General features: G+C 73.0%; 19 protein-coding genes and 2 tRNA genes. 8 read left to right on the top strand and 13 right to left on the bottom strand.

The annotated features are described in order from the left end of the window. Positions 1-170: 170 nt before the first annotated feature. The 4 genes from ACIPK3_RS00855 to ACIPK3_RS00840 are packed head-to-tail and all read right to left on the bottom strand — an operon-like array spanning position 171 to position 5,179. The gene (locus ACIPK3_RS00855) at positions 171-1,520 is read right to left on the bottom strand and encodes an AAA domain-containing protein (RefSeq protein WP_402565368.1); all 1,350 of its coding nucleotides are present in this window, start codon (positions 1,518-1,520) and stop codon (positions 171-173) included. Next, positions 1,517-3,106, bottom strand: a complete 1,590-nt coding sequence (locus ACIPK3_RS00850; RefSeq protein ID WP_402565366.1) for a hypothetical protein — start codon at positions 3,104-3,106, stop codon at positions 1,517-1,519. Before ACIPK3_RS00850 ends, ACIPK3_RS00855 begins: the two co-directional genes overlap by 4 nt. Beyond that, positions 3,097-4,320, bottom strand: coding sequence for a hypothetical protein (locus ACIPK3_RS00845; RefSeq protein ID WP_402565364.1), 1,224 nt, complete (start codon positions 4,318-4,320; stop codon positions 3,097-3,099). The genes ACIPK3_RS00850 and ACIPK3_RS00845 overlap by 10 nt, the downstream gene beginning before the upstream one ends. Further along, positions 4,217-5,179 (bottom strand): phosphatase PAP2 family protein, encoded by a 963-nt coding sequence (locus tag ACIPK3_RS00840; RefSeq protein WP_402565363.1) that lies wholly within the window; start codon positions 5,177-5,179, stop codon positions 4,217-4,219. The genes ACIPK3_RS00845 and ACIPK3_RS00840 overlap by 104 nt, the downstream gene beginning before the upstream one ends. A 181-nt stretch (positions 5,180-5,360) precedes the next feature. Here ACIPK3_RS00840 and ACIPK3_RS00835 point away from each other — a divergent pair, with 181 nt between their 5' ends. Continuing rightward, the gene (locus ACIPK3_RS00835) at positions 5,361-5,960 is read left to right on the top strand and encodes a histidine phosphatase family protein (protein ID WP_402565361.1); all 600 of its coding nucleotides are present in this window, start codon (positions 5,361-5,363) and stop codon (positions 5,958-5,960) included. A gap of 15 nt (positions 5,961-5,975) precedes the next feature. On the opposite strand, the gene ACIPK3_RS00830 is transcribed toward ACIPK3_RS00835, so the two are convergent. Then, a complete protein-coding gene (locus tag ACIPK3_RS00830) occupies positions 5,976-6,677 on the bottom strand; it encodes a decarboxylase (RefSeq protein ID WP_402565359.1) in 702 nt (233 codons plus the stop codon). Positions 6,678-6,850: 173 nt separating this feature from the next. Between ACIPK3_RS00830 and ACIPK3_RS00825 the strand changes: the two genes are divergently transcribed. The 6 genes from ACIPK3_RS00825 (at position 6,851) to ACIPK3_RS00800 (ending at position 11,156) form a co-directional block, all read left to right on the top strand. Then, on the top strand, positions 6,851-7,837 hold the full coding sequence (locus tag ACIPK3_RS00825; RefSeq protein WP_402565357.1) for a D-2-hydroxyacid dehydrogenase: 987 nt from the start codon (positions 6,851-6,853) through the stop codon (positions 7,835-7,837). A gap of 54 nt (positions 7,838-7,891) precedes the next feature. Then, complete coding sequence (gene ehuB / locus ACIPK3_RS00820; RefSeq protein WP_402565355.1) at positions 7,892-8,827, top strand: ectoine/hydroxyectoine ABC transporter substrate-binding protein EhuB; 936 nt, start codon at positions 7,892-7,894, stop codon at positions 8,825-8,827. Continuing rightward, positions 8,824-9,570: an ectoine/hydroxyectoine ABC transporter permease subunit EhuC gene (gene ehuC / locus ACIPK3_RS00815; RefSeq protein ID WP_402565353.1), complete on the top strand. Its 747-nt coding sequence runs from the start codon at positions 8,824-8,826 to the stop codon at positions 9,568-9,570. The genes ehuB and ehuC overlap by 4 nt, the downstream gene beginning before the upstream one ends. After that, a complete protein-coding gene (gene ehuD / locus ACIPK3_RS00810; RefSeq protein ID WP_402565352.1) occupies positions 9,567-10,217 on the top strand; it encodes an ectoine/hydroxyectoine ABC transporter permease subunit EhuD in 651 nt (216 codons plus the stop codon). The genes ehuC and ehuD overlap by 4 nt, the downstream gene beginning before the upstream one ends. 61 nt (positions 10,218-10,278) lie before the next feature. Next, positions 10,279-10,998, top strand: a complete 720-nt coding sequence (gene ehuA / locus ACIPK3_RS00805; protein ID WP_402566828.1) for an ectoine/hydroxyectoine ABC transporter ATP-binding protein EhuA — start codon at positions 10,279-10,281, stop codon at positions 10,996-10,998. Positions 10,999-11,082: 84 nt separating this feature from the next. Continuing rightward, positions 11,083-11,156: transfer RNA gene (locus ACIPK3_RS00800), tRNA-Lys, on the top strand. On the opposite strand, the gene ACIPK3_RS00795 is transcribed toward ACIPK3_RS00800, so the two are convergent. From ACIPK3_RS00795 to ACIPK3_RS00780, 4 genes are all read right to left on the bottom strand, one after another. After that, positions 11,122-12,813 carry an AMP-binding protein gene (locus ACIPK3_RS00795; protein WP_402565350.1) on the bottom strand — a complete coding sequence of 564 codons (1,692 nt, stop codon included), beginning with the start codon at positions 12,811-12,813 and terminating at the stop codon, positions 11,122-11,124. The genes ACIPK3_RS00800 and ACIPK3_RS00795 overlap by 35 nt on opposite strands. Before the next feature lie 43 nt (positions 12,814-12,856). Continuing rightward, complete coding sequence (locus tag ACIPK3_RS00790; protein ID WP_402565348.1) at positions 12,857-13,345, bottom strand: DUF3592 domain-containing protein; 489 nt, start codon at positions 13,343-13,345, stop codon at positions 12,857-12,859. A gap of 95 nt (positions 13,346-13,440) precedes the next feature. Further along, entirely contained in the window at positions 13,441-14,565 is a 1,125-nt protein-coding gene (locus ACIPK3_RS00785; protein ID WP_402565346.1) for an SPFH domain-containing protein, read from the bottom strand. Positions 14,566-14,643: 78 nt separating this feature from the next. Then, positions 14,644-15,963 carry a peptidoglycan-binding protein gene (locus tag ACIPK3_RS00780; RefSeq protein ID WP_402565344.1) on the bottom strand — a complete coding sequence of 440 codons (1,320 nt, stop codon included), beginning with the start codon at positions 15,961-15,963 and terminating at the stop codon, positions 14,644-14,646. Positions 15,964-16,147: 184 nt separating this feature from the next. Between ACIPK3_RS00780 and ACIPK3_RS00775 the strand changes: the two genes are divergently transcribed. After that, positions 16,148-16,221 (top strand) — tRNA-Lys (locus tag ACIPK3_RS00775). Positions 16,222-16,284: 63 nt separating this feature from the next. On the opposite strand, the gene ACIPK3_RS00770 is transcribed toward ACIPK3_RS00775, so the two are convergent. The 4 genes from ACIPK3_RS00770 to ACIPK3_RS00755 all read right to left on the bottom strand — a co-directional run bounded on the left by ACIPK3_RS00770 (position 16,285) and on the right by ACIPK3_RS00755 (position 19,990). Then, the gene (locus ACIPK3_RS00770; protein WP_402565342.1) at positions 16,285-16,956 is read right to left on the bottom strand and encodes a class F sortase; all 672 of its coding nucleotides are present in this window, start codon (positions 16,954-16,956) and stop codon (positions 16,285-16,287) included. Between the two features lie 13 nt (positions 16,957-16,969). Further along, positions 16,970-17,512: a hypothetical protein gene (locus ACIPK3_RS00765; protein ID WP_402565340.1), complete on the bottom strand. Its 543-nt coding sequence runs from the start codon at positions 17,510-17,512 to the stop codon at positions 16,970-16,972. Positions 17,513-17,639: 127 nt separating this feature from the next. Then, complete coding sequence (locus ACIPK3_RS00760; protein ID WP_402565338.1) at positions 17,640-18,419, bottom strand: HAD-IIA family hydrolase; 780 nt, start codon at positions 18,417-18,419, stop codon at positions 17,640-17,642. A gap of 77 nt (positions 18,420-18,496) precedes the next feature. Next, positions 18,497-19,990, bottom strand: a complete 1,494-nt coding sequence (locus tag ACIPK3_RS00755) for an alkaline phosphatase family protein (RefSeq protein WP_402565336.1) — start codon at positions 19,988-19,990, stop codon at positions 18,497-18,499. Positions 19,991-20,017 lie beyond the last annotated feature (27 nt).

The raw sequence follows: 20,017 nt of genomic DNA, 5'->3' as shown, positions 1-20,017 counted from the left end.
GCAAGAGCGCCGGGTCGGTGTGACGCGGGAGCGCCGGTTCACGGACGCCAAGACACCCGATGCTCCCCCAACCGCCCCAGCACCGCATGGTTCGCCTCCCAGCCGTCGGGGGCTGCAACCATCGGCCGCCTCCAGCGGCGCGCCGGACCCCGTCCGGCCGGTCACAGCGATCACGCACGCCAAGACACCCGATGCTCCCCCAACCGCCCCAGCACCGCATGGTTCGCCTCCCAGCCGTCGGGGAACTTCACCAGCGTTCCCAGCTGGACCGGTTCCGTGGACGGGTAGTCGTCGAGGAGGTCGGTCACGCCGGCTCGGCAGATCACGATGCAGGCCTGGCGGTGGCGGGAGGCGAGGACGCAGAGGCGGCCCGTTTCGAGGTGGAAGGCGGTGGCGTCGGGGCGGCCGGAGAGGGGGTGGAGGACCACGGTCACGTCGAACTCGCGGCCCTGGAGGCGGTTCGCGGTGTCGACCGTGACGTCCGGTACGCCGAGGTCCGCCAGTGCCGCGCGGACCGCCGCGGCCTGGTCGCGGTGGGCGGTGCCGACCGCGATGCGGTCCGCCGTGAGGGGGGCCGGGTCGGGTGAGCGCTCCGAGAGGGCCGCGCCGCCTCGGTCCAGCAGGCGTCGTACGACCCTCGCCACCGCCCGCACCGCCTCCGGGTCGGTGCGCGGGGTGTGCCGGGCGGGGAGTTCCAGCAGGCCCCAGCCGGATTCAGCCGCCTCGTCGATGACCCGGTCGGGGGGCGAGCCGTCCGACGGGACCGCGAAGGTGAGGCGGCGGTCGCCGTGGTCGGTACCGCTGCGGAAGGGGGTGTACGGGTAGAAGGCGTCCGAGACCAGCTGGGCCGCCGACGCGGGCAGCCGCCAGGACACCGGGAGCCGGTGCTGCCGCAGCTTCGGGTTGTGGGCCAGGAGTGTGGTCACCGCCGACGCGGAGGGGTCGTAGGACAGGCCCGCCCACTGTTCCGCTCCGACCATCGCGAACGGGTCCAGCTGGCCGGGGTCGCCCACGAACAGCGCCCGTTCGAACAGGCCCGCCACGGCCAGCAGCGCGTCCGAACGCATCTGGTAGGCCTCGTCGACGATCGCGTGCCGCCACGGCTCGTCCACTTTGACGTGCGCCCATTTGGCGGCGGTGGACAGGACGACCGGAGTGCCGGTCAGGTCGGCCGCCTTCGCCGACTTCCGTACGTTGGGCAGGTCGTCCAGCGCCTTGTCGTACGGCTCGGCGTCGCTGCTGTGCAGGCGGCCGACCGGCAGGTCCGGGCTCTGCTCGGCGAGCCGGACGACCAGGTCGTCCACCTGGGCGTTGGTCTGCGCGACCACCATGAGTGGGCGTCCGGCCCCGGCGAGTTCGAGTGCCGCGCGGACCACGAGCGTGGACTTGCCCGCGCCGGGCGGGGAGTCCACGACCACGCCCCGCTCGGTGCCGTGCAGGGTGTCGTGGAGGATCTCGGCGGTGACCCGGGCGGCCGCCGTGGCGGGGTCGAAGGACGGTGCGGTCGGTGCGGTCGTCACAGGATGTCCTCCTCGGTCACCGCGTCGGCGGCCTCCGCGACCGCCTCGCCGGGCGGGCCGCCGTGTGTCCACGGGGTCTGTTCCGGGTCGGGCAGCTTGGCCCCGCCGCGCTGTTCGTGCTCGAACAGCGTGAAGCAGACCCGGTCCCCCTTCTCCGGCACCGACCCCTCCTCGGGCTCCTTGCCGCGGCCCATCTTGTCGAGGATCCGCAGCACGAACACCCCCTCGGCCTCGCGGCCGGCGAACTCGGCCGACTGGGGCCTGCCGTCCAGCGAGCGGTACACCTTCGCCCGGTCGGCCAGGTAGGGGCGGTCGTCGGTGCGGACCGTGACCAGCGGACGCGGGCTGGGCCGTTTGCCCTCGCTGTACGCCATGACGACCTCCACGACCTCGCCCGCGAACGCCTCCCCGGACAGCCGCCGTCCGGCCATCACCAGCGGGTCGTCCAGCGCCTCCTGGGCGTCCAGGCGGGCCTGTTCGCGCTCGCGCGTGGCCAGCTTGTTCGCGGCGGTGACCGCGTCGTCGCGGCGCGGCTGCGGGGGCTCCCCGGCCAGCACCCGGTCGCGGTGGGCGGTGAACGACCAGCGGTCGCGGGTCCACCGCTGCTCGACATGGGCGCCCTCGGGCAGCGCCCGCAGCAGGTCGATGCCGCGCCACACGGCGTCCCAGGTGGGCCGGGTACGGCTGGCGACCAGGTCCCGGATCTCCCGCTCCGCGGCGGTGAGCGCGGCGAGGCGGTCGTCGGCCTCCAGGCCGTCCGCGGCGGCCGCGAGCACGAGGCGGGCACGGTCGTAGCGCTCGATGGCGGGGGCGAGCAGCTTGTTGTCGAACGCCGGGTCGGTGGCCGGGCCCGCGGGCGGGCACAGCAGTTGGTCGTCGGCGTCCCGCCCGTGTCCGGCGCGCAGGGCCGCCTCCGCGCCGCTCTCGCCCTCGGGTGGGTCGATCCAGGCGAGGAGTGCACCCAGGTGCTGGTCCTCCAGGGCTGACTGGCCGGTGGACCAGTGCCGGGTCAGTACCTCCGTCGCGGCCAGGAGCAGGCAGGAGCCGGGCACCCGGGCCCGCTCGGCCAGGTGGGTGAGCCACCGCCCGAGCAGCGGCACCCGGGGCGGCGCCGGGTGAGGTGCCTCGGGCTCCTGTTCGGCGGTGCGGCGGAATCGCGTGGAGCGGCCGAGCAGCCGTACGTACTCGATGCCCGCGCGACCCGGGACGATCAGCTGCGGGGCGTCCGCGCACAGTTCGGCGGCCACCTTGACCCGCTTGCCGGTCTCCGGGTCGGTCTCGGTGCGCTCGGTGGCCTCCACGGCTTCGGCGTGGGCGTCGATGTGGGGCAGGACGATGTCGGCCAGCTCGGCGAGGAACGCGAACCGCAGGTCACGGTCGCGCGGCTGCGGTACGACGAGCAGCCGCGGGGCGTCCCGGTCGGTGCCGACGAGCGCTCCGAGCGGGGCACCGGCCTCACCGGAGGTGGTCAGCGGCACGAACACCAGCGGGCGCTCGGACAGGTGGCGGTGCCGGACGGTGGCGGCGGGTCGGGCGCGGCCGGTGCTGCCGGCCTCCAGCCGGGCCAGGGTGGCGATCAGCGACAACGCGCCACCTCCTGGGCGGACCGGGCGCCGGGCAGCTCCGGCCGTGCGGCCTCCGCCAGGGCCTCGGCCCGCAGGGCGGCCGCCCGGCGCAGCGCGGCCACCGCCGGGTCGTCCGGGTCGCCGGTCTCGCCGCGGGCCGCCGACAGTACGTCCTCGACCGTGGCGAGGCCGCCGAGTTCGGCGCGGACCGGGCGGCCGAGGGTGGTGACGGCGCCGGCCGCGCGGGAGCGTTCCCGGCAGTGGAAGGCCAGTTCGCAGGCGGCCAGGCATTCGGGCGCGTAGGCCGCCGGGACCGAGTCGACGGCGGCGGTGAGCCGGTCGGCGGGCAGGTCGGGGTCGAAGCAGGTGCCCTCGGGCAGCGCGTCGGCGATGTCCTGGATGCCGGTGAGGCGGGTCAGCTGGCGGGCGGTGACCGACCGCTGTTTGCGCACGTCGACGGCGGAGGCGGTGGGCAGGTTGGAGAAGTCCTTCGGGCAGACCAGGAGGATCTCGTGGCGCACCTGCGGGGCGGGGTCGAGGCGGGCCGCCAGTTCCTCCAGCGCCAGCACGTACACCGCCGCCTGCCGCGCGGCGGCGCCGACCTTGGCCGGGTCGGCGGCGCCGTCGAGCATCGGGAAGGACTTGATCTCCACGACCGTCCAGCCGCCGTCCGGGTGCACCACCACCGCGTCCGGCTCCAGGAAGGCGGGTGAACCCGCCACGTCGAGGGCGAGCATCGGGTGGTCGAGCAGCGTCCAGGTGCCGGGCGCCCCGGCGGCCTCGCGCAGCGCCAGCGCCGTACGCGCCGTGCGCCCCTCGGGGCCGATCGCGGAGAGGTCGGGCCGCGCGGCCTCGCCCGGCGGTTCGGCGCCGGGGTCCAGTACGGCGTGGGCGAGCCGCAGCAGTTCGGCGCCGCCGTCGGCCTTCACCCGGGCCTCGAACGCGTTGCCTCTGGTGAGGGCGAACTGCGACTGTCCGAAGGCGGACGGGGCGCCCAGCGCGCCGGCCAGCGCCACCTTGTCCACTCCGGCGCCGTCCAGGATGGCGCGCCGCCGGCAGCCGGGGTTGGCGGCGAGCGCCGCGAGGGCGCGCGCGTCCAGTGCCTTGGCCGGTACCTCCGGTCCGCGCAGCTCAGCGAGTAGCTGCCGGAGTGCCGTCGCCCGCTTCGGCGGGAGCGGCGTCCGGCTCGGCCGCGGATCCGGTCCGCTCCTGGCGCTGCCGTGGAATTCGCTCACCCGCGGAAGTCTGGCATCCGCCACTGACAATCACGGAAACCGCGTCGCCGGAGCCCGTCTCCAGGACCGGCGCACGCCGGGCCAGCCGGGCCACGACCAGGTCGGCGGCGCGCATCACGCGCGGCGCGAGCAGCAGGCCGACGCCCATCACGGCGACGCCCGCGGCCGCGTCCAGGAAGTAGTGGTTGGCGGTGCCCATGACCACGATCGCGGTCAGCAGCGGGTAGGCGACGCCGAGGACCTTCGCGAGGCGGGTGCCGCCGTGGCGCCACAGCAGCACGCCGCACCACAGCGCCCAGCCCACGTGCAGGCTCGGCATGGCCGCGTACTGGTTCGTCATGCCGCCCATGCCGCGCGGGGCGCTGGCCTCGCTGCCCCACCAGCCGTACGAGCTGTACTGGGCCATCGTGTCCACGAACCCGTGGTCCGCCGAGAGCAGCCGGGGCGGGCAGGTGGGCATCAGGGTGAAGCCGATCAGGCCGATGAGCGTGGACGTCATCAGCCAGGTGCGGGCCGCGCGGTAGACCTCGGAGCGGTTGCGGAACAGCCACACCAGGATGACGGGGGTGACCAGGTAGTGCAGCGAGGCGTACCAGAAGTCGGCCGGCACGCCTATCCACGCCTGGTGGGTGAACAGCCGGTTGAGCGGGCGCTCGAAGTCGAGGTGCAGGGCCTTCTCGATGCGCAGGAGGTCCAGGCCGTGGCCGACGGCCGTGGAGACGTCGCCCCGCGCCAGCAGGCGGCCGGCCGTGTAGCAGCCGTAGACCAGGAGGATCAGCGGCAGCTCGGTCCACCACCGCGGCCGGGTCCGTACGGACACCCTGGTGCGCGGTGTCCCCGGCGTCTCGGTCTGCGGCATCCGATCGCCCTCCCCCTTCTGTCGCGCGGCGCCCGGCGGGCCGACCGTGACACTTTACGGTGTGCGTCCGCGCCCGCTGCGGGCACTCCAGCCCTCAAAGACGCCGGGACCGCCCGCCGGGTTGCCCGGGACGGGGTGCGCGATGATGAAGGGGTCCCGCTTCCCGGAAAGGCCCCCTCCCATGGCACCGCGCATTCTGCTGGCCCGGCACGGACAGACGGCGTGGTCACTGTCCGGCAAACACACCGGCAGGACGGACGTTCCCCTCCTGGACGAGGGGCGGCGGGGTGCCGAACTGCTCGGCGAGCGGCTGCGCCGGGCGCCGTACGACGGGCTGCCCGGCGTCGAGGTGCGCACCAGCCCGCTGGCCCGCGCGCGTGAGACATGCGACATCGCCGGGTACGGCGTTCGCGCGCGGACCTGGGACACGCTGCTGGAGTGGGACTACGGCGCCTACGAGGGCATGACCCCCGCCGAGATCCAGGACGTCCGGCCCGGCTGGCTGATCTGGCGCGACGGTGTGCCCGGGGGCGAGACCCTCGCCGAGGTGACGGCGAGGGCGGACGAGGTGGTGGCCTGGGCCCGCTCCGCCGACCGTGACGTCCTGGTCTTCGCCCACGGGCACATCCTGCGCTCCATAGGTGCCAGATGGCTGGGCGAGCCGCTGGCCTTCGGCGCCCGCATCCGCCTGAACCCCACGTCCCTGTCGGTCCTGGGCTGGGCCTACGGCGAACCGGCGATCGAGAGCTGGAACGACGTGGGGCATCTGGCGGTGGCGTAGCCGCGTCCCGGTGTGTCAGACCTGCACGATCGGCTGCCGGGTGAAGAGGGCGCCCAGTTCCGGGGCGTTCACACGGCGGTCGGTCAGGCGCAGCGCCTCCCAGACGGTGACCTGGCTGGCGGTCAGGACGGGCTTGCCGACGGCCTTCTCCAGCAGGGGGACGAACGCGGCCGTGTGGAGGGCGGTGTCCGGGAGGACGACGGCCTGCGCGTCCGGCTCGTCCGCCGCCCGCGCGAGTGCCAGCACCTGCTCCTCCCCCCACCCGGCGGCCTCCGCCGCGCTCACCGGTCCGGCCGACCGCAGCCCGGTCACGGTGACGCCGCCCGCTCGCAGGAAGTCGGTGAACAGGGTGGCCTCCTCCGGTGGGCAGGTCACCCCGACCGACACCCGGCCGGCCTCGATCTCCCGCAGCGCGTTGACGAAGGCCAGGGACGTCGAGGAGGCCGGGGTGCCCGCCAGCCGGGCCAGGGAGCGCACCTGGTCGTGGGCGCCGTCCCAGCCGTATCCGCTGCTGCCGGTGACGGACGCCCACACCACCGTCTCCGTGCCCGCGAGCCGCAGCTCGTCCACGCCCGCCGTCAGCTGTTGCGGTGTGCCGTCCTCGCCGGGGTCGGTGTGGACCAGGTCCACCCGGATGTCGCCGCCGAGCAGCTGCTCGATGCGCGGGTAGTCGTCCTCGGCGAAGTGGCCCGGGTAGAGGATCCCGAGTGCGGTCATGTCCAGTCCTCCTGTGGTGTCGGTCCGGCGACGCCTGATGCGGTCCCCACGGCTCGGGTACCCAGTCGTCGCGCCGCTGCCCCGGGGCGTTACCTGGTTGGCGGACACAACGGCTGTCGGGTGCGGCTGTGTTGACGTGGCCGGGCCAGGCTGCGAGCGTGGTCAATCCGCGCATGTCAGACACCCGTCTCCCTCGGAGGAACGGTTTGCCGACGCCCGCCCCCACCCTCCTCGTGCTGGACGCGGAGCCGCTCCCCCGGCTCGGCCGGCTCACCGGCCGGGCCCGGGTCGTGCACACGGACGCGGCCGGTCTCGCCGGGCGGCTGCCCTCGGCCGATGTCGTGCTGGTCTGGGACTTCACCTCGCCCGCGGTGCGCGAGGCGTGGCCGGGCGAGGGACCGCGCCCACGCTGGGTGCACACGGCGAGTGCGGGCGTCGACCATGTGATGTGCCCGGAGCTGGCCGCCTCCGGCACGGTGGTGACCAACGCGCGCGGGATCTTCGAGCAGCCGGTCGCCGAGTACGTCGCCGCGCTGGTCCTGGCGATCGCCAAGGACCTGCCGCGGACGCTGGACCTCCAGCGGGAGCGGACCTGGCGGCACCGTGAGACCCGGCGACTGGCGGGCACCCGCGCGTGTGTGGTCGGCTCGGGGCCCGTCGGCCGGGCCATCGCCCGGAAGCTGAAGGCTCTCGACGTGACCACCGCGCTGGTCGGGCGGGTCCCGCGCACCGGGATCCACGGACCCGCCGACCTGGACCGGCTGATGGCCCGCGCGGACTGGGTGATCGCGGCGGCCCCGCTGACCGGGCAGACGTACGGCATGTTCGACGCCCGCCGGTTCGGGGTGATGCTGCCCTCGGCGCACTTCGTCAACGTCGGCCGGGGTGCGCTGGTGGTGGAGGACGCGCTCATCGAGGCGCTGTCCCGCCGGTGGATCGCGGGGGCGGCCCTGGACGTGTTCGCCGCCGAGCCCCTCCCGCCGGACAGTCCCCTGTGGGGTGTTCCCGGCCTGCTCGTGTCGCCGCACCTGGCCGGGGACACCGTCGGCCGGCTGGACGAACTGGGCGCCCAGTTCGTAGAGCTGTTCGAGCGCTGGAGCGTGGGGCGGTCGCTGGTGAACGTGGTCGACAAGAAGCGCGGGTACGTGCCGGGGCACTGAGGAGCCGTTCAGACAAGACGAATATCCGCCGTGTTCTCGGGTAGCCGCGCCGCCATGGCTCCACGACTTGGCAGACGGGAACGCACAGCGGCCGGGCCCCCGCCCGGCTCCGGACACTCACGGCGGACGGTGCTCGCCTCGCTCGGCGCGATCGGCGGGCTGGGCGCCCTGGGTGCCGCCGGCTGCACCCGGGTGGCCACCGCGGCCGGCGAGAACGGCGGCGAGCTGCTCGACCGGCTCCGGGCGACGGGCGTGGTCCGGCTCGGGATCGCGGGCGAGGTGCCCTTCGGGTACATCGACAAGGACGGCGGGCTGACCGGCGAGGCGCCGGAGCTGGCGCGGGCCGTGTTCAAACGGCTCGGGGTGGACCGGGTGCAGCCGGTGCCGACGGAGTTCGGCTCGCTCATACCCGGGCTGAACTCCCAGCAGTTCGACGTCGTGGCCGCCGGGATGTACGTCAACCCGGAGCGCTGCGAGCAGGTCATCTTCGCCGACCCCGACTACCAGATGCTCGACGCCTTCATCGTGCGCAAGGGCAATCCGCTGGGCCTGCACAACTACAAGGACGTCGTGGCGAAGAAGGCGAAGTTCGCCACCGGGACCGGGTACGCCGAGATCCAGTACGCCGTGGAGGCGGGGTACGAGGAGGGCGACATCCTGATCGTCCCCGACCAGGTCGCCGGGCTGAACGCGGTGGAGGCCGGACGTGTGGACGTCTTCGCCGGTACGGCCCTGACCGCCCGCGAGGTCGTGAAGAAGTCGGCCAAGGCCGAGGCCACCAAGCCGTTCACCCCGCTCGTCGGCGGCAAGCCGCATGTCGACGGCGGCGCCTTCGCGTTCCGGCAGGGAGAGACGAAACTGCGGGACGCCTTCAACGTGCAGCTGCGCGAGCTGAAGAAGAGCGGCGAGCTGTTCCGGATCCTCAGGCCATTCGGCTTCACCAAGGCCGAGATGACCGACCTCACCGCGAAGGAGCTGTGCGGCGGATGACCTCGGGCCTGTGGAAACTCGTACTCGAAGGGGTCTGGACGACCCTCCAGCTGCTGGTCCTCAGCGGCCTGCTGGCCACGGTGGTCTCCTTCGCCGTGGGCATCGCCCGTACCCACCGGCTGTGGGTCGTGCGCTTCCTCGCCGGCTTCTACACCGAGGTGTTCCGCGGCACCTCGGCGCTGGTGATGATCTTCTGGGTGTTCTTCGTGCTGCCGGTCGCCTTCGGCTGGCAGCTGGTGCCCCTGTGGGCGGGCACGCTGGCGCTCGGACTGACCTACGGCGCGTACGGCACGGAGATCGTGCGCGGCGCGCTGAGCGCGGTCGACCCGGCGCAGCAGGAGGGCGGAGTCGCGCTGAGCTTCACCCCGTGGCAGCGGCTGCGTCTGGTGCTGCTGCCGCAGGCGGTGCCGGAGATGATCCCGTCGTTCTGCAACCTGCTGGTCGAACTGCTGAAGGGCACCGCGCTGGTGTCCATCACCGGCATGGGCGACCTGGCGTTCAGCGGCAACCTGGTGCGGCTCGCCCTGCAGGAGAGCGCGCACATATACACGTATCTGCTGCTGATCTACTTCGTGATCGCCTTCGCGATCACCCGGCTGATGCGCGGTCTGGAGAAGCGGTTGAAGGCCGGAATCGGCAAGGACCCCGGAACGGATTCCTCGGCACGTGAGCTGAAGCGCGCGCAGACCACCGGTGTCGGCGCGGCGGGCGGTGTCGGTACGGCGGGCGGTGGTGTCGGATGAAGTGGGACTGGAACGCCGTGAGCGAGTTCATGCCGTACTTCTGGGACGGGCTGCTCGTCACCCTCCAGATACTGGCCGTCGGCTCGCTGATCTCGTTCACCCTGGGGCTGGTCTGGGCGCTGCTGATGCGGACGCCGAGCCGGTTCGTGCGCTGGCCGGTGGGGGCGGTGACGGAGTTCATCCGCAACACCCCGCTGCTGGTGCAGCTGTTCTTCCTCTTCTATGTGCTGCCGGAGTGGGGGCTGACCTTCTCGGCGCTGACCACCGGTCTGGTGGGGCTCGGGCTGCACTACTCGACGTACACGATGCAGGTGTACCGGGCGGGTATCGAGGCGGTGCCCGCCGGACAGTGGGAGGCGGCGACCGCGCTGAGCCTGCCGGTGCGGCGGACCTGGACGGCGGTGATCCTGCCGCAGGCGCTGCGCCGGGTCGTGCCGCCGCTCGGCAACTACGTCATCGCGATGCTCAAGGACTCGCCCATCCTGATGTCGATCACCGTGCTGGAGATGCTGGGCCGGGCCCGGCTCTTCTCCCAGCAGCACTTCCAGTTCACCGAGCCGGTGACGGTGATCGGCGTGGCCTTCATCGTCATCTCCGCCCTGGCCTCCCTTCTCCTGCGCACCCTGGAGCGTCGCCTTGTCCGTTGAAACCAGCAAGCACCCCGTGACCACTCCCGCCGACAAGGCCGGCCGGGCCGAGCTGATCCGCATGGAAGGGGTGACGAAACGGTTCGGCGACAACACCGTCCTCGACGGGCTCGACCTGTCCGTGGACGCGGGCCGGCACGTCACCCTGATCGGCCCCTCGGGCTCCGGCAAGACCACGATCCTGCGGATGCTGATGACCCTCACCAAGCCGGACGAGGGCACCATCACCGTCGACGGACAGCACCTCTTCCCGGCGCCCGAGAAGCAGGTCCGGGAGGTGCGCAAGCAGATCGGAATGGTGTTCCAGCAGTTCAACCTGTTCCCGAACATGAGCGTGCTGCGCAACATCACCGAGGCCCCGGTCACCGTCCTCGGCCTGTCCAGGGACGAGGCGGAGGAGCGCGCCCGCGAGCTGCTCGACCTGGTGGGGCTGGCCGACAAGTGCGACGCCCGGCCGACCCGGCTGTCCGGCGGCCAGCAGCAGCGGGTGGCGATCGCGCGGGCCCTGGCGATGCGGCCGAAGGTGCTGCTCCTGGACGAGGTGACCTCCGCGCTCGACCCCGAGCTGGTCGCCGGTGTCCTCGACCTGCTCAGGGACATCGCCCGCAGCACCGACATCACGATGCTCTGCGTGACCCACGAGATGAGTTTCGCCCGCGACATCTCCGACCAGGTCCTGATGTTCGACGCCGGCCGGATCGTGGAGGCGGGCTCCCCGGAGCAGATCTTCAGCGACCCGGAGCAGGAGCGGACCCGGGAGTTCCTCAGCGCGGTGCTGTGACCGCCATGGCTGTCACGAGCACCCCTCCGGGCCAGGTATTATTTTCTTCGTCGTCGGCCGCGGAGAGCGGACGGCGGGAGTCATGCGCCGCTAGCTCAGTTGGTTAGAGCAGCTGACTCTTAATCAGCGGGTCCGGGGTTCGAGTCCCTGGCGGCGCACCGACGAAGGGCCTCTCGTGGACACGAGGGGCCCTTTCGCGTCCGCCTCGGTCAGCCTCCGGTAGGCACGCTCGCCGGGCGGCCGCCACCACACGGGATCCGCACAGTGGACGCCCTCCCGTCTGAGCCCGGCCCGCTGGATCTTGTTCGTGGCGGTGACCGGCATCCGCTCCGGCACCCGGACGAACCGGGGTGCCATCTTCGTGCCGAGGTCGGGCTGGGCGAGCAGGAACGCGGCGAAGGTGTCCGGGTCGAAGTCGCCGGTGACCGCCGCCATCACCTGGTCCCCGGTCACCGGGTCCGGGACGGCGTACACGGCGACGGCGGTCGCCCCTTGGTAGCGGGACAGGATGTTCTCGATCACCGCGGCGGCCAGGTTCTCGCCGTCGACGCGCAGCCTGTCGTCGGTACGGCCCGCGAAGTAGAGGTAGCCATCCGTGTCCCGGTAGAAGAGGTCCCCGGTCCAGTACCAGGCTTCCCCGCTCCCGGCCTCGCCCGGGCGGGGAGTCGCCTTTCGGCGCCGTTCGGCCTCCGCCGCCGGGTTGCGCCAGTAGCCCTCGAAGGGGTTGGGGGCGCGGTTGACCAGTTCACCGATGGCGTCGTCGGCGTTCAGCAGCCGTCCGGCGGGGTCGAATCGGGCGGGCGGGCACTCCTCCAGGGTCTCGGGGTCCAGGACGGCCAGTCCGGGCGCCGCCCGCCCCACGGCGCCGGCGGGTGTGCCCGGCGACCACGGGATCGCCGCCCCGCCCTCCGAGGAGCCGTAGCCCTCCACCAGCCGTACCCCGAAACGCCGTTCGAAGGCCGCCGCGTCCACCGCGCCCGCCTCCGTGCCGAAGCCCAGTCGCAGCGGGTTGTCCCGGTCGTCCGGACCCGGCTCGGTGGCCAGGATGTACTGGACGGCCCGGCCCACGTAGGTGAAGTACGTCGCCCGGTAGCGGCGCACGTCCGCGAGGAAGGCGGACGCCGAGAAGCGCCGCCGTAACGCCACACCCGCTCCGGCGGTCAGCGCGGGCGCCCAGTCGGCGATCACCGCGTTGCCGTGGAACATCGGCATGCAGACGTAGTGCACGTCGTCCGGGCCGACCCCGAACTGCCCGGCGAGGGAGGCTCCGGCGGCGGCGAGACGGCCCTGGGAGCAGATCGCGGCCTTGGGGGCGCCGGTGGACCCGGAGGTGAAGTAGAGCAGGAGGCGGTCGGCCGGGGTGGCCCGGGACGGGTCCGGTACGGCACCGGCGTACGGGGCGAGCAGGTCGCCGAAGGCCTCGGAGTCGGTGACCAGGAGCCTCACTCCGGGCAGGCCGAGGCCGTCGAGCAGCGGCAGCAGGGCCTTCTCGGTGACCAGGAGGCGGCACTCGGTGTGCAGGATGTCCCGGGCGAGTTCCGGGCCCCGGTGCGTCGGGTTGATCCCGGCGACCGCCGCCCCGGCGAGGGCCGCGGCGCTCAGCCACAGCGGGAACTCGGGGGTGTTGCCGAGCAGCACACCGATGTGCGGCGGGACCGCGGGCGGCAGCAGGTCCGTCAGGAGCGCCGCCCGTGCGGCCGCGCCCGCGGCCGTCTCGTGGTGGGTCAGCACCTGGTCCTCGCACCACAGCCCCGGACGGTGGTCCCCCCATCGTGCCGCCACCAGCTCGGCGACCGTGCGCCTCGTGGAGTCCATGGGGGCGCACGGTAGCTGACATCCCGTCACATGGGGAGGGGTGTCAGGGCAGCTGGTCGGCGGTCTGCGAGAAGAACATGGCGAGGGCGACCACGATGAAACCGACGCACCCGGCGACGAACACCCCGAAGAAGGCGAGCGCACAGCCCAGGTTCGCGTTGAGCCTGCCCCGGGCGGGCGGCCGGGCCGTGGCGTTCTCCGGGCGGTCCGGGTGGTAGTACACGGTGACGTGGTCGCCCTGGAGGACGGTCCCCGGGCCGTCCTCCTCCTCGAACCGGATGACGTACCCGTCGCGGGCGGTGAACTCGTAGACGTGGTGCATGGTGGTGGTGACCGAGGTGTCGCCCCCGCCCCCACTGGTCGTGGTGTACGTGCGCAGGCAGCGCCCCTCGGCCGTGTGGCCGCTGCTCCAGGCCGCCCTGAGCCGACGGCTCCGGCCGACGGCCCTGAAGGCCATGAGGGACACACCGGTGATCATGAGGAGCGGTATGCCGATGATGAAGACAGGTACGACGTAGGTCAGAGCTTCCATGAGGTCCCCCGTGCTCCCGTGCGCCGGTCGGTCGAACGGCGTGGCGGGAACCTACCCGGGGCGCCCGCCCGGGTGTCTCAGGGGAAGCTCAGAAATCAGGACGCGGGCTCACCTCGTCCCGAGCAGAACGCCACGGTCAGGTCCCGTACCAGCACCTTGCGCTCGTAGTCGTCCAGTTCGACCAGTCCGCGCATGGTGAGCCGGGTGACCGTGTCCTCCACCGAGTCGACGACCGAGGTGAGCATGCTGGCCCGCTGCTGGGCGTCGAGCACCGCGATCCGGCGGCGGTGTATGGCGGCGGCGACCTCGGGGGCGTACTCCACCCGGACGGGCTGCACGGAGAACACCTCGAGGCCGACCGGTGCCGCGTCCTCCCCGACCATCCGGGTCAACGCGTCCCCGGCCGCCTCCAGTCCGCCCCTCGGGCCGCCCGGCGGCTCCACCGGCACCCGGGCCAGGGCGGCCTCGACACACTCGCGCAGATAGGTCTCGTGGTCCTCGACCCCGAGCGCCGCCCGCGCGGTGTCCCGCACCCGCCACACCACCAGCACCACCACCCGGAGCGCGACCCCGCCGGCGTCCGCCGCGGGCATCGGCTCACTGCGCCAGTGCCGCAGCCGCACATCGACCCGGCGGCGGCGCAGCAGCGGGTTGACCCAGAGCAGTCCGGTGCGCCGGACCGTGCCCCGGTAGCGCCCGAACAGGCCCAGTACCCAGGCCCGTCCGGTGCTGCCGCGGGCGAGCCCGCCGAAGCCGAACAGGCCGAACGCCCCGGCTCCCGCGTACGCGGCCCATTGGGCCGGGCCGAGTCCGGCGCCGGCGGCGGCCGACGGAAGCCCGAGCGCCTCCACCGCCGCCGCGGGCAGCACCCCGGCCCACCAGGAGGCGGCCGCGCACCCGGCCACCCCGCTCACCCCGGCGAGCACCCCGGCGAGCCCGGGCAGCGCCCGGCCCGGCCGCTCCACCAGGCCGGGGTCGGCCTCCGGCACCGGCCGGGCGCGGGCGGGAGCGGGGCGGCGCAGCCGCGGCTGCTCCCCCGTGCCCTGTCTTCGGCTGACCACGGCCGGCCGCAGTGTCACCGGCGCCGGATCGGGGTCGTCCCGGAACAGCAGGTGGACGGGGATCTCCGTGGTCGACTCGTTGTGGATCAGCCGGATGGGACGGAACGACCCCTCGGGTGGTCCCTCCGGCTCGGGCGGGTGAGAAGTGGTCGTACTCATGCGTGCCTCCAGCCTCCGCGCCAGATGCGTCACAAAAGGTGGTACGGACGGTTCACCGCGGGCGGTCCCCGCGGGCCGTCACGAGAAGAGCCGCCGCCAGGTCTCCGGCCCCGGGTAGCCGTCCGCCGCGCCGCCCCGCCAGCCCTGGGCGCGCTGGAAGGCTTCCACGGCCCTGCGGTCCGCCTCGCTCCAGCTCGGGCCCGGGCCGGTGGTGTAGAACGCGCCGAACCCCTTCTTCACCAGCTGCTTCCCGAGTTGGGTGACATAGGTGTTGTTCGCGCCCGGCTGGAACAGGTTCCGGCCGGGGTAGCCGGGCACGCCGTGCGAGGCGGGTGCGCCGGGGGTGCCGGTCTTCGAGGGTGTCGCGGGGATGTCCTTGCCGGCCCCGGTGACCAGCAGGTCCCAGGTGAACGGTCCGGGCAGGCCGTCCGCGTCCGCGCCGCTCCAGCCCTGGGCCTTCTGGAAGGCCTGGGTCGCCTTGAGGTCCGCGTCCGACCAGCGGGGCCCGGCGCCGGTCTTGTAGTAGGCACCGGCGCCGCGGGCGATCAGCATCCGGCCGAGCTGGGTGACGTAGGCGTTGTCGGCTCCGGGGCCGAAGTACTTGGCTCCCGGGAACTCCCCCGCCTTGGTGCCGCCGTTCTCCTCGGAGCCCGAGGTGCCCGAGGTGGTCTCGGTGAGCGACTTGTACCGGTAGGGGACGTACTTGCTGGAGTTGTTCCAGTAGGCGTAAGGCGTCGACTGCTTACGGGCGTTCGGCGGGGTCTGCTCGTAGGCGGTGTAGGAGGTGTGGGTGTGGTCCGTCCAGCCCCCGAAGATCACGACGTGCGAACCCTTCTCGGGGTTGTCGGGGTTGTGGAAGAGCAGGATGTCGCCGGGCTGGAGGTCCTCCTTGCCGATCTTGACCCCGAAGGAACCGAGGCTGCCGGTCCACTCGTTGTTCGGCAGTCCCCAGGCCATCGAGACGTATCCCGAGCAGTCCTGCCGGTATCCGTCGGTCCAGTAGCGGTCCATGCTGTACGGCACCTTGGCGGCGACCCAGGTCTTGGCGCGGTTGATGATCTCGGTTCGGGTGGTCTTGGGTGCGTCGTCCCCGTTGGCGTCCTTGGCCGGATTCCCGTGGCCGTGCAGCGGGGACCTGGCGCCCTGCGGGGTGTCGGGCGTGTCGACGGAGGGGCCGGGGCGCTGGGGGGCGTGGTGGGCGGTGAGGGCGGCGGCCGGCTGGTACCCGCCGATGACGGCGGACACGGCGGCGGCCGCCGCGACCAGGGCCCGCCGGGCGGCGGGGTGCCCACCGAGCCGGGCACCCGGGGCGTGCGGGTTCACCCGCCTCCAGTGGACGCAGCCCTGGCACGCGCAGTCGCTCTCGGGATCGAATTCCTCGAAAACCGGAGTCGCCATGCGCTGCCCCTCACATTCATGGTGGAAATGTCCGCGATTGTGCACATTGGTTACTTTCCCAACTGTGCGCGGGACGCGCATGCTGACAGTCCGAATGATGTACGGCCACCCGGTGGACCTCGCCCCGCGCGACCCGTGGTCGGGAGCAGCCCTGGAGGTCGGGTAGAGTTCTCGTCGTCAGCAGGCGCCGCTAGCTCAGTTGGTTAGAGCAGCTGACTCTTAATCAGCGGGTCCGGGGTTCGAGTCCCTGGCGGCGCACAGACCGGAAGGCCCCCCTCGTCTCGCGAGGGGGGCCTTCCGCTGTCGTGACCTGCGGCCCGGCTACGGCCCGGTGCCGGTGAGGTAGGCGGAGACGACCACGTTCGCCGTGTAGCTGCGGGTCGCGCGGTCGAAGGTGCCGCCGCAGGTGATCAGCCGCAGCTCCGCGCGGCCGGGTTGGCGGGGTCCGTAGGCCTGCCGGGCGTCGAAGTCGTCGCGGGGCAGGACCCGTACGTCGTCGACGGTGAAGTGGGCGACCTTGCCGTCGTCGCGGACCACCCGGATGGTCTCGCCCGGTTGCATGGTGCTGACCTTGTAGAAGACGGCGGGCCGGGTCTCGGTGTCCACATGGCCCACCATCAGCGCGGTTCCGGCCGCCCCGGGCCGGGTCCCGTTCTGGTACCACCCGACCACCCCCGGCTGGTCGTAGGGCGGCGGGTCGACCGCCCCCTGCCGGTTCAGACCGCGGCCGACGACCGGCGCCTGCACACCCAGCTCCGGGATGTCGACGCGCAGCGGCCGCGCGTTCCCGAGGGGGGCGGCCGCGGGCGGCAGCTCCGCTCCGGCGGGGCGTCCCACGGCGGCCACGTCGCCGGCCGCCGCGCCGTACGGCCCCGGCGGTACGGCGGTCAGCTCACGACCCCACAGCCACAGCCCGAGCAGCAGCACCCCCCATGCCGCGACCGTCATCAGCCGTCCGGAGCCCGGTCCCGTGCCGTCCGCGTCGTCGGACATGGCGGGCGGCGCCTCAGTCGCTGCCGCGGCTGCGGCGGGCGCTGCGCAGCCCGACGGTGACCGCGGCGAGTCCGGCGAGGACGAGACCGACGACCGCCTGAGCGGTGCCCGGCCCGTCCGCGTGGGCGTCGACCGAGGCGAAGTGGGTCGCCATACCGCCGCCGCCGGCCGGCACGGGCGCGACCGGGGAGGCCGCGTCGGCATCGGGGCCCACGGCACCGGCGCCGCCCGCGGTCACCGTGAGGGTGCCCTTCACCTGCGTGGCGCCGCAGGAGACCCGCACGTCGTAGCGGCCCGGGGTGGCCGAGGAGCGGACCTTGCTCTCGCCGCCGAGCGAGCCGCCCGAGCCGGTGAGGGTGCTGTCCGAGACGAACACGTCGGAAACCGCGGTGCCGGTCCGCGCGCCGCAGCCGGTGACCCGCAGCGCCACGTCACCGCCCGGCGCGGCGGAGGACGGGGTCACCGAGACACTGCCGCCGTCGGCCGCGTACGCCGTCGGGGTGAGTGCGACGGCGGCGAGGATTCCTGTACAGAGAGTGAGGCGTACTGAGCCCATCGTGAAACCTCCAGACAACTGGAGACTCCCCCGCGCGACGGGCCCCCGCATCCTCTGCGGGGGCCCGACTGCTCCAAACGGGTCACAAAGGGCGGCGGGACGGGTTCGGAACGGGGGACAGCGGGTTTCAGATCAGGTCGACGAGATCAGCGATCGAGTCCACGATCCGGGACGGCCGGTACGGGAAGTCCTCGACCTGTTCGGGCCGGGTCAGGCCGGTGAGCACCAGGAACGTCCGCATCCCGGCCTCCATGCCGGCCAGTACGTCGGTGTCCATGCGGTCGCCGATCATCGCGCTGGTCTCGGAGTGGGCGCCGATGGCGTTCAGGCCGGTACGCATCATGAGCGGGTTCGGCTTGCCGGCGAAGTACGGCTTGCGGCCGGTGGCCTTGGTGATGAGCGCGGCGACGGCGCCGGTGGCGGGCAGCGGGCCCTCGGTGGAGGGGCCGGTCTCGTCGGGGTTGGTGCAGATGAAGCGGGCGCCGCCGAGGATGAGCCGTACCGCCTTGGTCATGGCCTCGAAGGAGTAGGTGCGGGTCTCGCCGAGCACCACGTAGTCCGGCTCGTGGTCGGTGAGGACGTACCCGATGTCGTGCAGCGCGGTGGTCAGGCCCGCCTCGCCGATGACATAGGCGGTGCCGCCGGGCCGCTGGTCGTCCAGGAACTTCGCGGTGGCCAGCGCGGAGGTCCAGATGTTGTCCACCGGCACCTCCAGGCCCATGCGGCGCAGCCTGGCGTGCAGGTCGCGCGGGGTGTAGATGGAGTTGTTGGTCAGCACCAGGAAGGGCCGGCCCGAGTCGCGGAGCTTCTTGATGAACGCGTCCGCGCCGGGGATCGGGACGCCCTCGTGGATGAGTACGCCGTCCATGTCGGTGAGCCACGAGTCGATGGGCTTGCGGTCTGCCATGTGTTCGTCTCCTGGCATGCGTGCGGGGGTGAGCTGAGGGCGCCGGAACCACGCCGTACCGACGCCCCCCAGACTAGTCAGGGCTGTGTCAGGCGGACCCCGTCGATCACCCAGTACCAGTTGTTGCCGCCGGTGTAGCGGAAGCGGACGCGGGCCGTGGTGGCTCCGGCCGGGACCTGGAGGGTGACGGTCTCGGTGCGGGAGGGCACGTCGGCCGTGTAGGTGCGCACGGGGACGGGGGCGGCGTCGTCGTAGGAGACGAGGACCTCGCCCTTCTGCGGGGACTCCTGCCGGTAGTAGGTGGTGTAGGTGAGGGTGGCGGTGCGGCCGCCGGTGACCGGGAGGGCGGGGCCGACCAGGGTGGAGTCGAAGGTGCCGGTGAGCGCCTTGTCGCTCCACTCGTCGCCGTCCGCGACCGCGAAGACGTTCCGGGCGCGGACGTTGCACTCGCGGTTCTGGTCGCGCTGGCTCTGGGTCCAGAACTCGTCGGTGGTGAAGGACCAGCCGCGCCACTCGGTGACCCCGCCGCCGCCCATCGCGGAGTTGTCGACCGACCAGCCTGCGGGCGGGCTGTGGGTGAAGCCGGTGACGGTCGCGGGGATGCCGGTCTCGTCCGCCCGGGTCCGCAACTGGCCGCGCAGGGCGTCGAAGTCGTCGGGTGCGGGCTGCTGGAGCGGGCGTCCGTCCAGGCCCCAGGCCGGGTCGATCGCGATGCCGAGGTGGGCGAGCGCGGAGGCGGCGACGTCCGGCATCTTCACGTCGTACCGGACCGAACCGGCCGCGATGGCGGGCCCGGTGGCTATGAGGAAGGTCTGGCGTTCCTGGAGGCTGGAGCCGCCGTGGCCGCCGGCGTCGGTGTGGCCGTGGTCGGCGGTGACCATGATCAGCCAGTCCTCGTCGGCGTACCCGGGCCGGGCCCTGACCGCGTCGACCAGCTGGCCGACCTGGGCGTCGGCGCCGTGGATGGCGTCCAGGTACTGCTGGGAGGCGGCGCCGCTGCTGTGTCCGGCGTGGTCGATGTTGTCGAGGTGTACGAAGACCGCGTCCGGGTTGCCGTCACGGAGCTGGGCGACCGCGCGGGAGGTGGTGCCGGTGTCGTACTCGGCGCCCGGTGTGGAGACCCGGGTGTCGACCCTGGCGGAGAACACGGTGTCGGTGATCGGGTTCCAGGAGGCGACGGCGTAGGTGCGCAGGGCGGGCTTCGCCGTCTCGGCGCGGGTCAGGAAGTCGGGGTACTGGGTGAACCTGGCGCCGATGAACGCGTTGCCCTTGACGTTGTGCTTGTCGGGCCAGACGCCGGTGATGATCGTGGACCAGCCGGGGCCGGACAGGGTCGGGGCGAGCGGGTTGGCGTAGATGCTGCTGGGCGCGGTGAGCCCGGCCGCCATCAGGGCGTCGAGGCGGGGGGCGTCGGCGTCCTTGATACGGCTGAGCAGTGCGCCGTCCAGCCCGATGACCAGGACCTTGGGAGCCCTGGCCGCGGCGCGGGCGGCGGCGGTGAGGGGGCCCGCCGACACGGCGAGCGCGACGGCGGAGACGAGGAGCGTACGGCGGGACGGGCGGAACGACACGGAGACCTCCGGAGATGAGGGGTGACG

This window comes from Streptomyces sp. NPDC086787 (genome assembly GCF_044745865.1).
Lineage (GTDB): Bacteria > Actinomycetota > Actinomycetes > Streptomycetales > Streptomycetaceae > Streptomyces.
Note: the sequence above shows the minus strand (reverse complement) of the source record. Positions and strands in the feature narration are given on the sequence as shown.

Excerpts from the sequence above, each read along its gene's own strand:
- ACIPK3_RS00840 (WP_402565363.1), bottom strand. The coding sequence starts at position 5,179 with ATGCCGCAGACCGAGACGCCGGGGACACCGCGCACCAGGGTGTCCGTA.
- ACIPK3_RS00835 (WP_402565361.1), top strand. The coding sequence starts at position 5,361 with ATGGCACCGCGCATTCTGCTGGCCCGGCACGGACAGACGGCGTGGTCA.
- ACIPK3_RS00830 (WP_402565359.1), bottom strand. The coding sequence starts at position 6,677 with ATGACCGCACTCGGGATCCTCTACCCGGGCCACTTCGCCGAGGACGAC.
- ACIPK3_RS00825 (WP_402565357.1), top strand. The coding sequence starts at position 6,851 with ATGTCAGACACCCGTCTCCCTCGGAGGAACGGTTTGCCGACGCCCGCC.
- ehuB (WP_402565355.1), top strand. The coding sequence starts at position 7,892 with ATGGCTCCACGACTTGGCAGACGGGAACGCACAGCGGCCGGGCCCCCG.
- ehuC (WP_402565353.1), top strand. The coding sequence starts at position 8,824 with ATGACCTCGGGCCTGTGGAAACTCGTACTCGAAGGGGTCTGGACGACC.
- ehuD (WP_402565352.1), top strand. The coding sequence starts at position 9,567 with ATGAAGTGGGACTGGAACGCCGTGAGCGAGTTCATGCCGTACTTCTGG.
- ehuA (WP_402566828.1), top strand. The coding sequence starts at position 10,279 with ATGGAAGGGGTGACGAAACGGTTCGGCGACAACACCGTCCTCGACGGG.
- ACIPK3_RS00795 (WP_402565350.1), bottom strand. The coding sequence starts at position 12,813 with ATGGACTCCACGAGGCGCACGGTCGCCGAGCTGGTGGCGGCACGATGG.
- ACIPK3_RS00790 (WP_402565348.1), bottom strand. The coding sequence starts at position 13,345 with ATGGAAGCTCTGACCTACGTCGTACCTGTCTTCATCATCGGCATACCG.
- ACIPK3_RS00785 (WP_402565346.1), bottom strand. The coding sequence starts at position 14,565 with ATGAGTACGACCACTTCTCACCCGCCCGAGCCGGAGGGACCACCCGAG.
- ACIPK3_RS00780 (WP_402565344.1), bottom strand. The coding sequence starts at position 15,963 with ATGGCGACTCCGGTTTTCGAGGAATTCGATCCCGAGAGCGACTGCGCG.
- ACIPK3_RS00770 (WP_402565342.1), bottom strand. The coding sequence starts at position 16,956 with ATGTCCGACGACGCGGACGGCACGGGACCGGGCTCCGGACGGCTGATG.
- ACIPK3_RS00765 (WP_402565340.1), bottom strand. The coding sequence starts at position 17,512 with ATGGGCTCAGTACGCCTCACTCTCTGTACAGGAATCCTCGCCGCCGTC.
- ACIPK3_RS00760 (WP_402565338.1), bottom strand. The coding sequence starts at position 18,419 with ATGGCAGACCGCAAGCCCATCGACTCGTGGCTCACCGACATGGACGGC.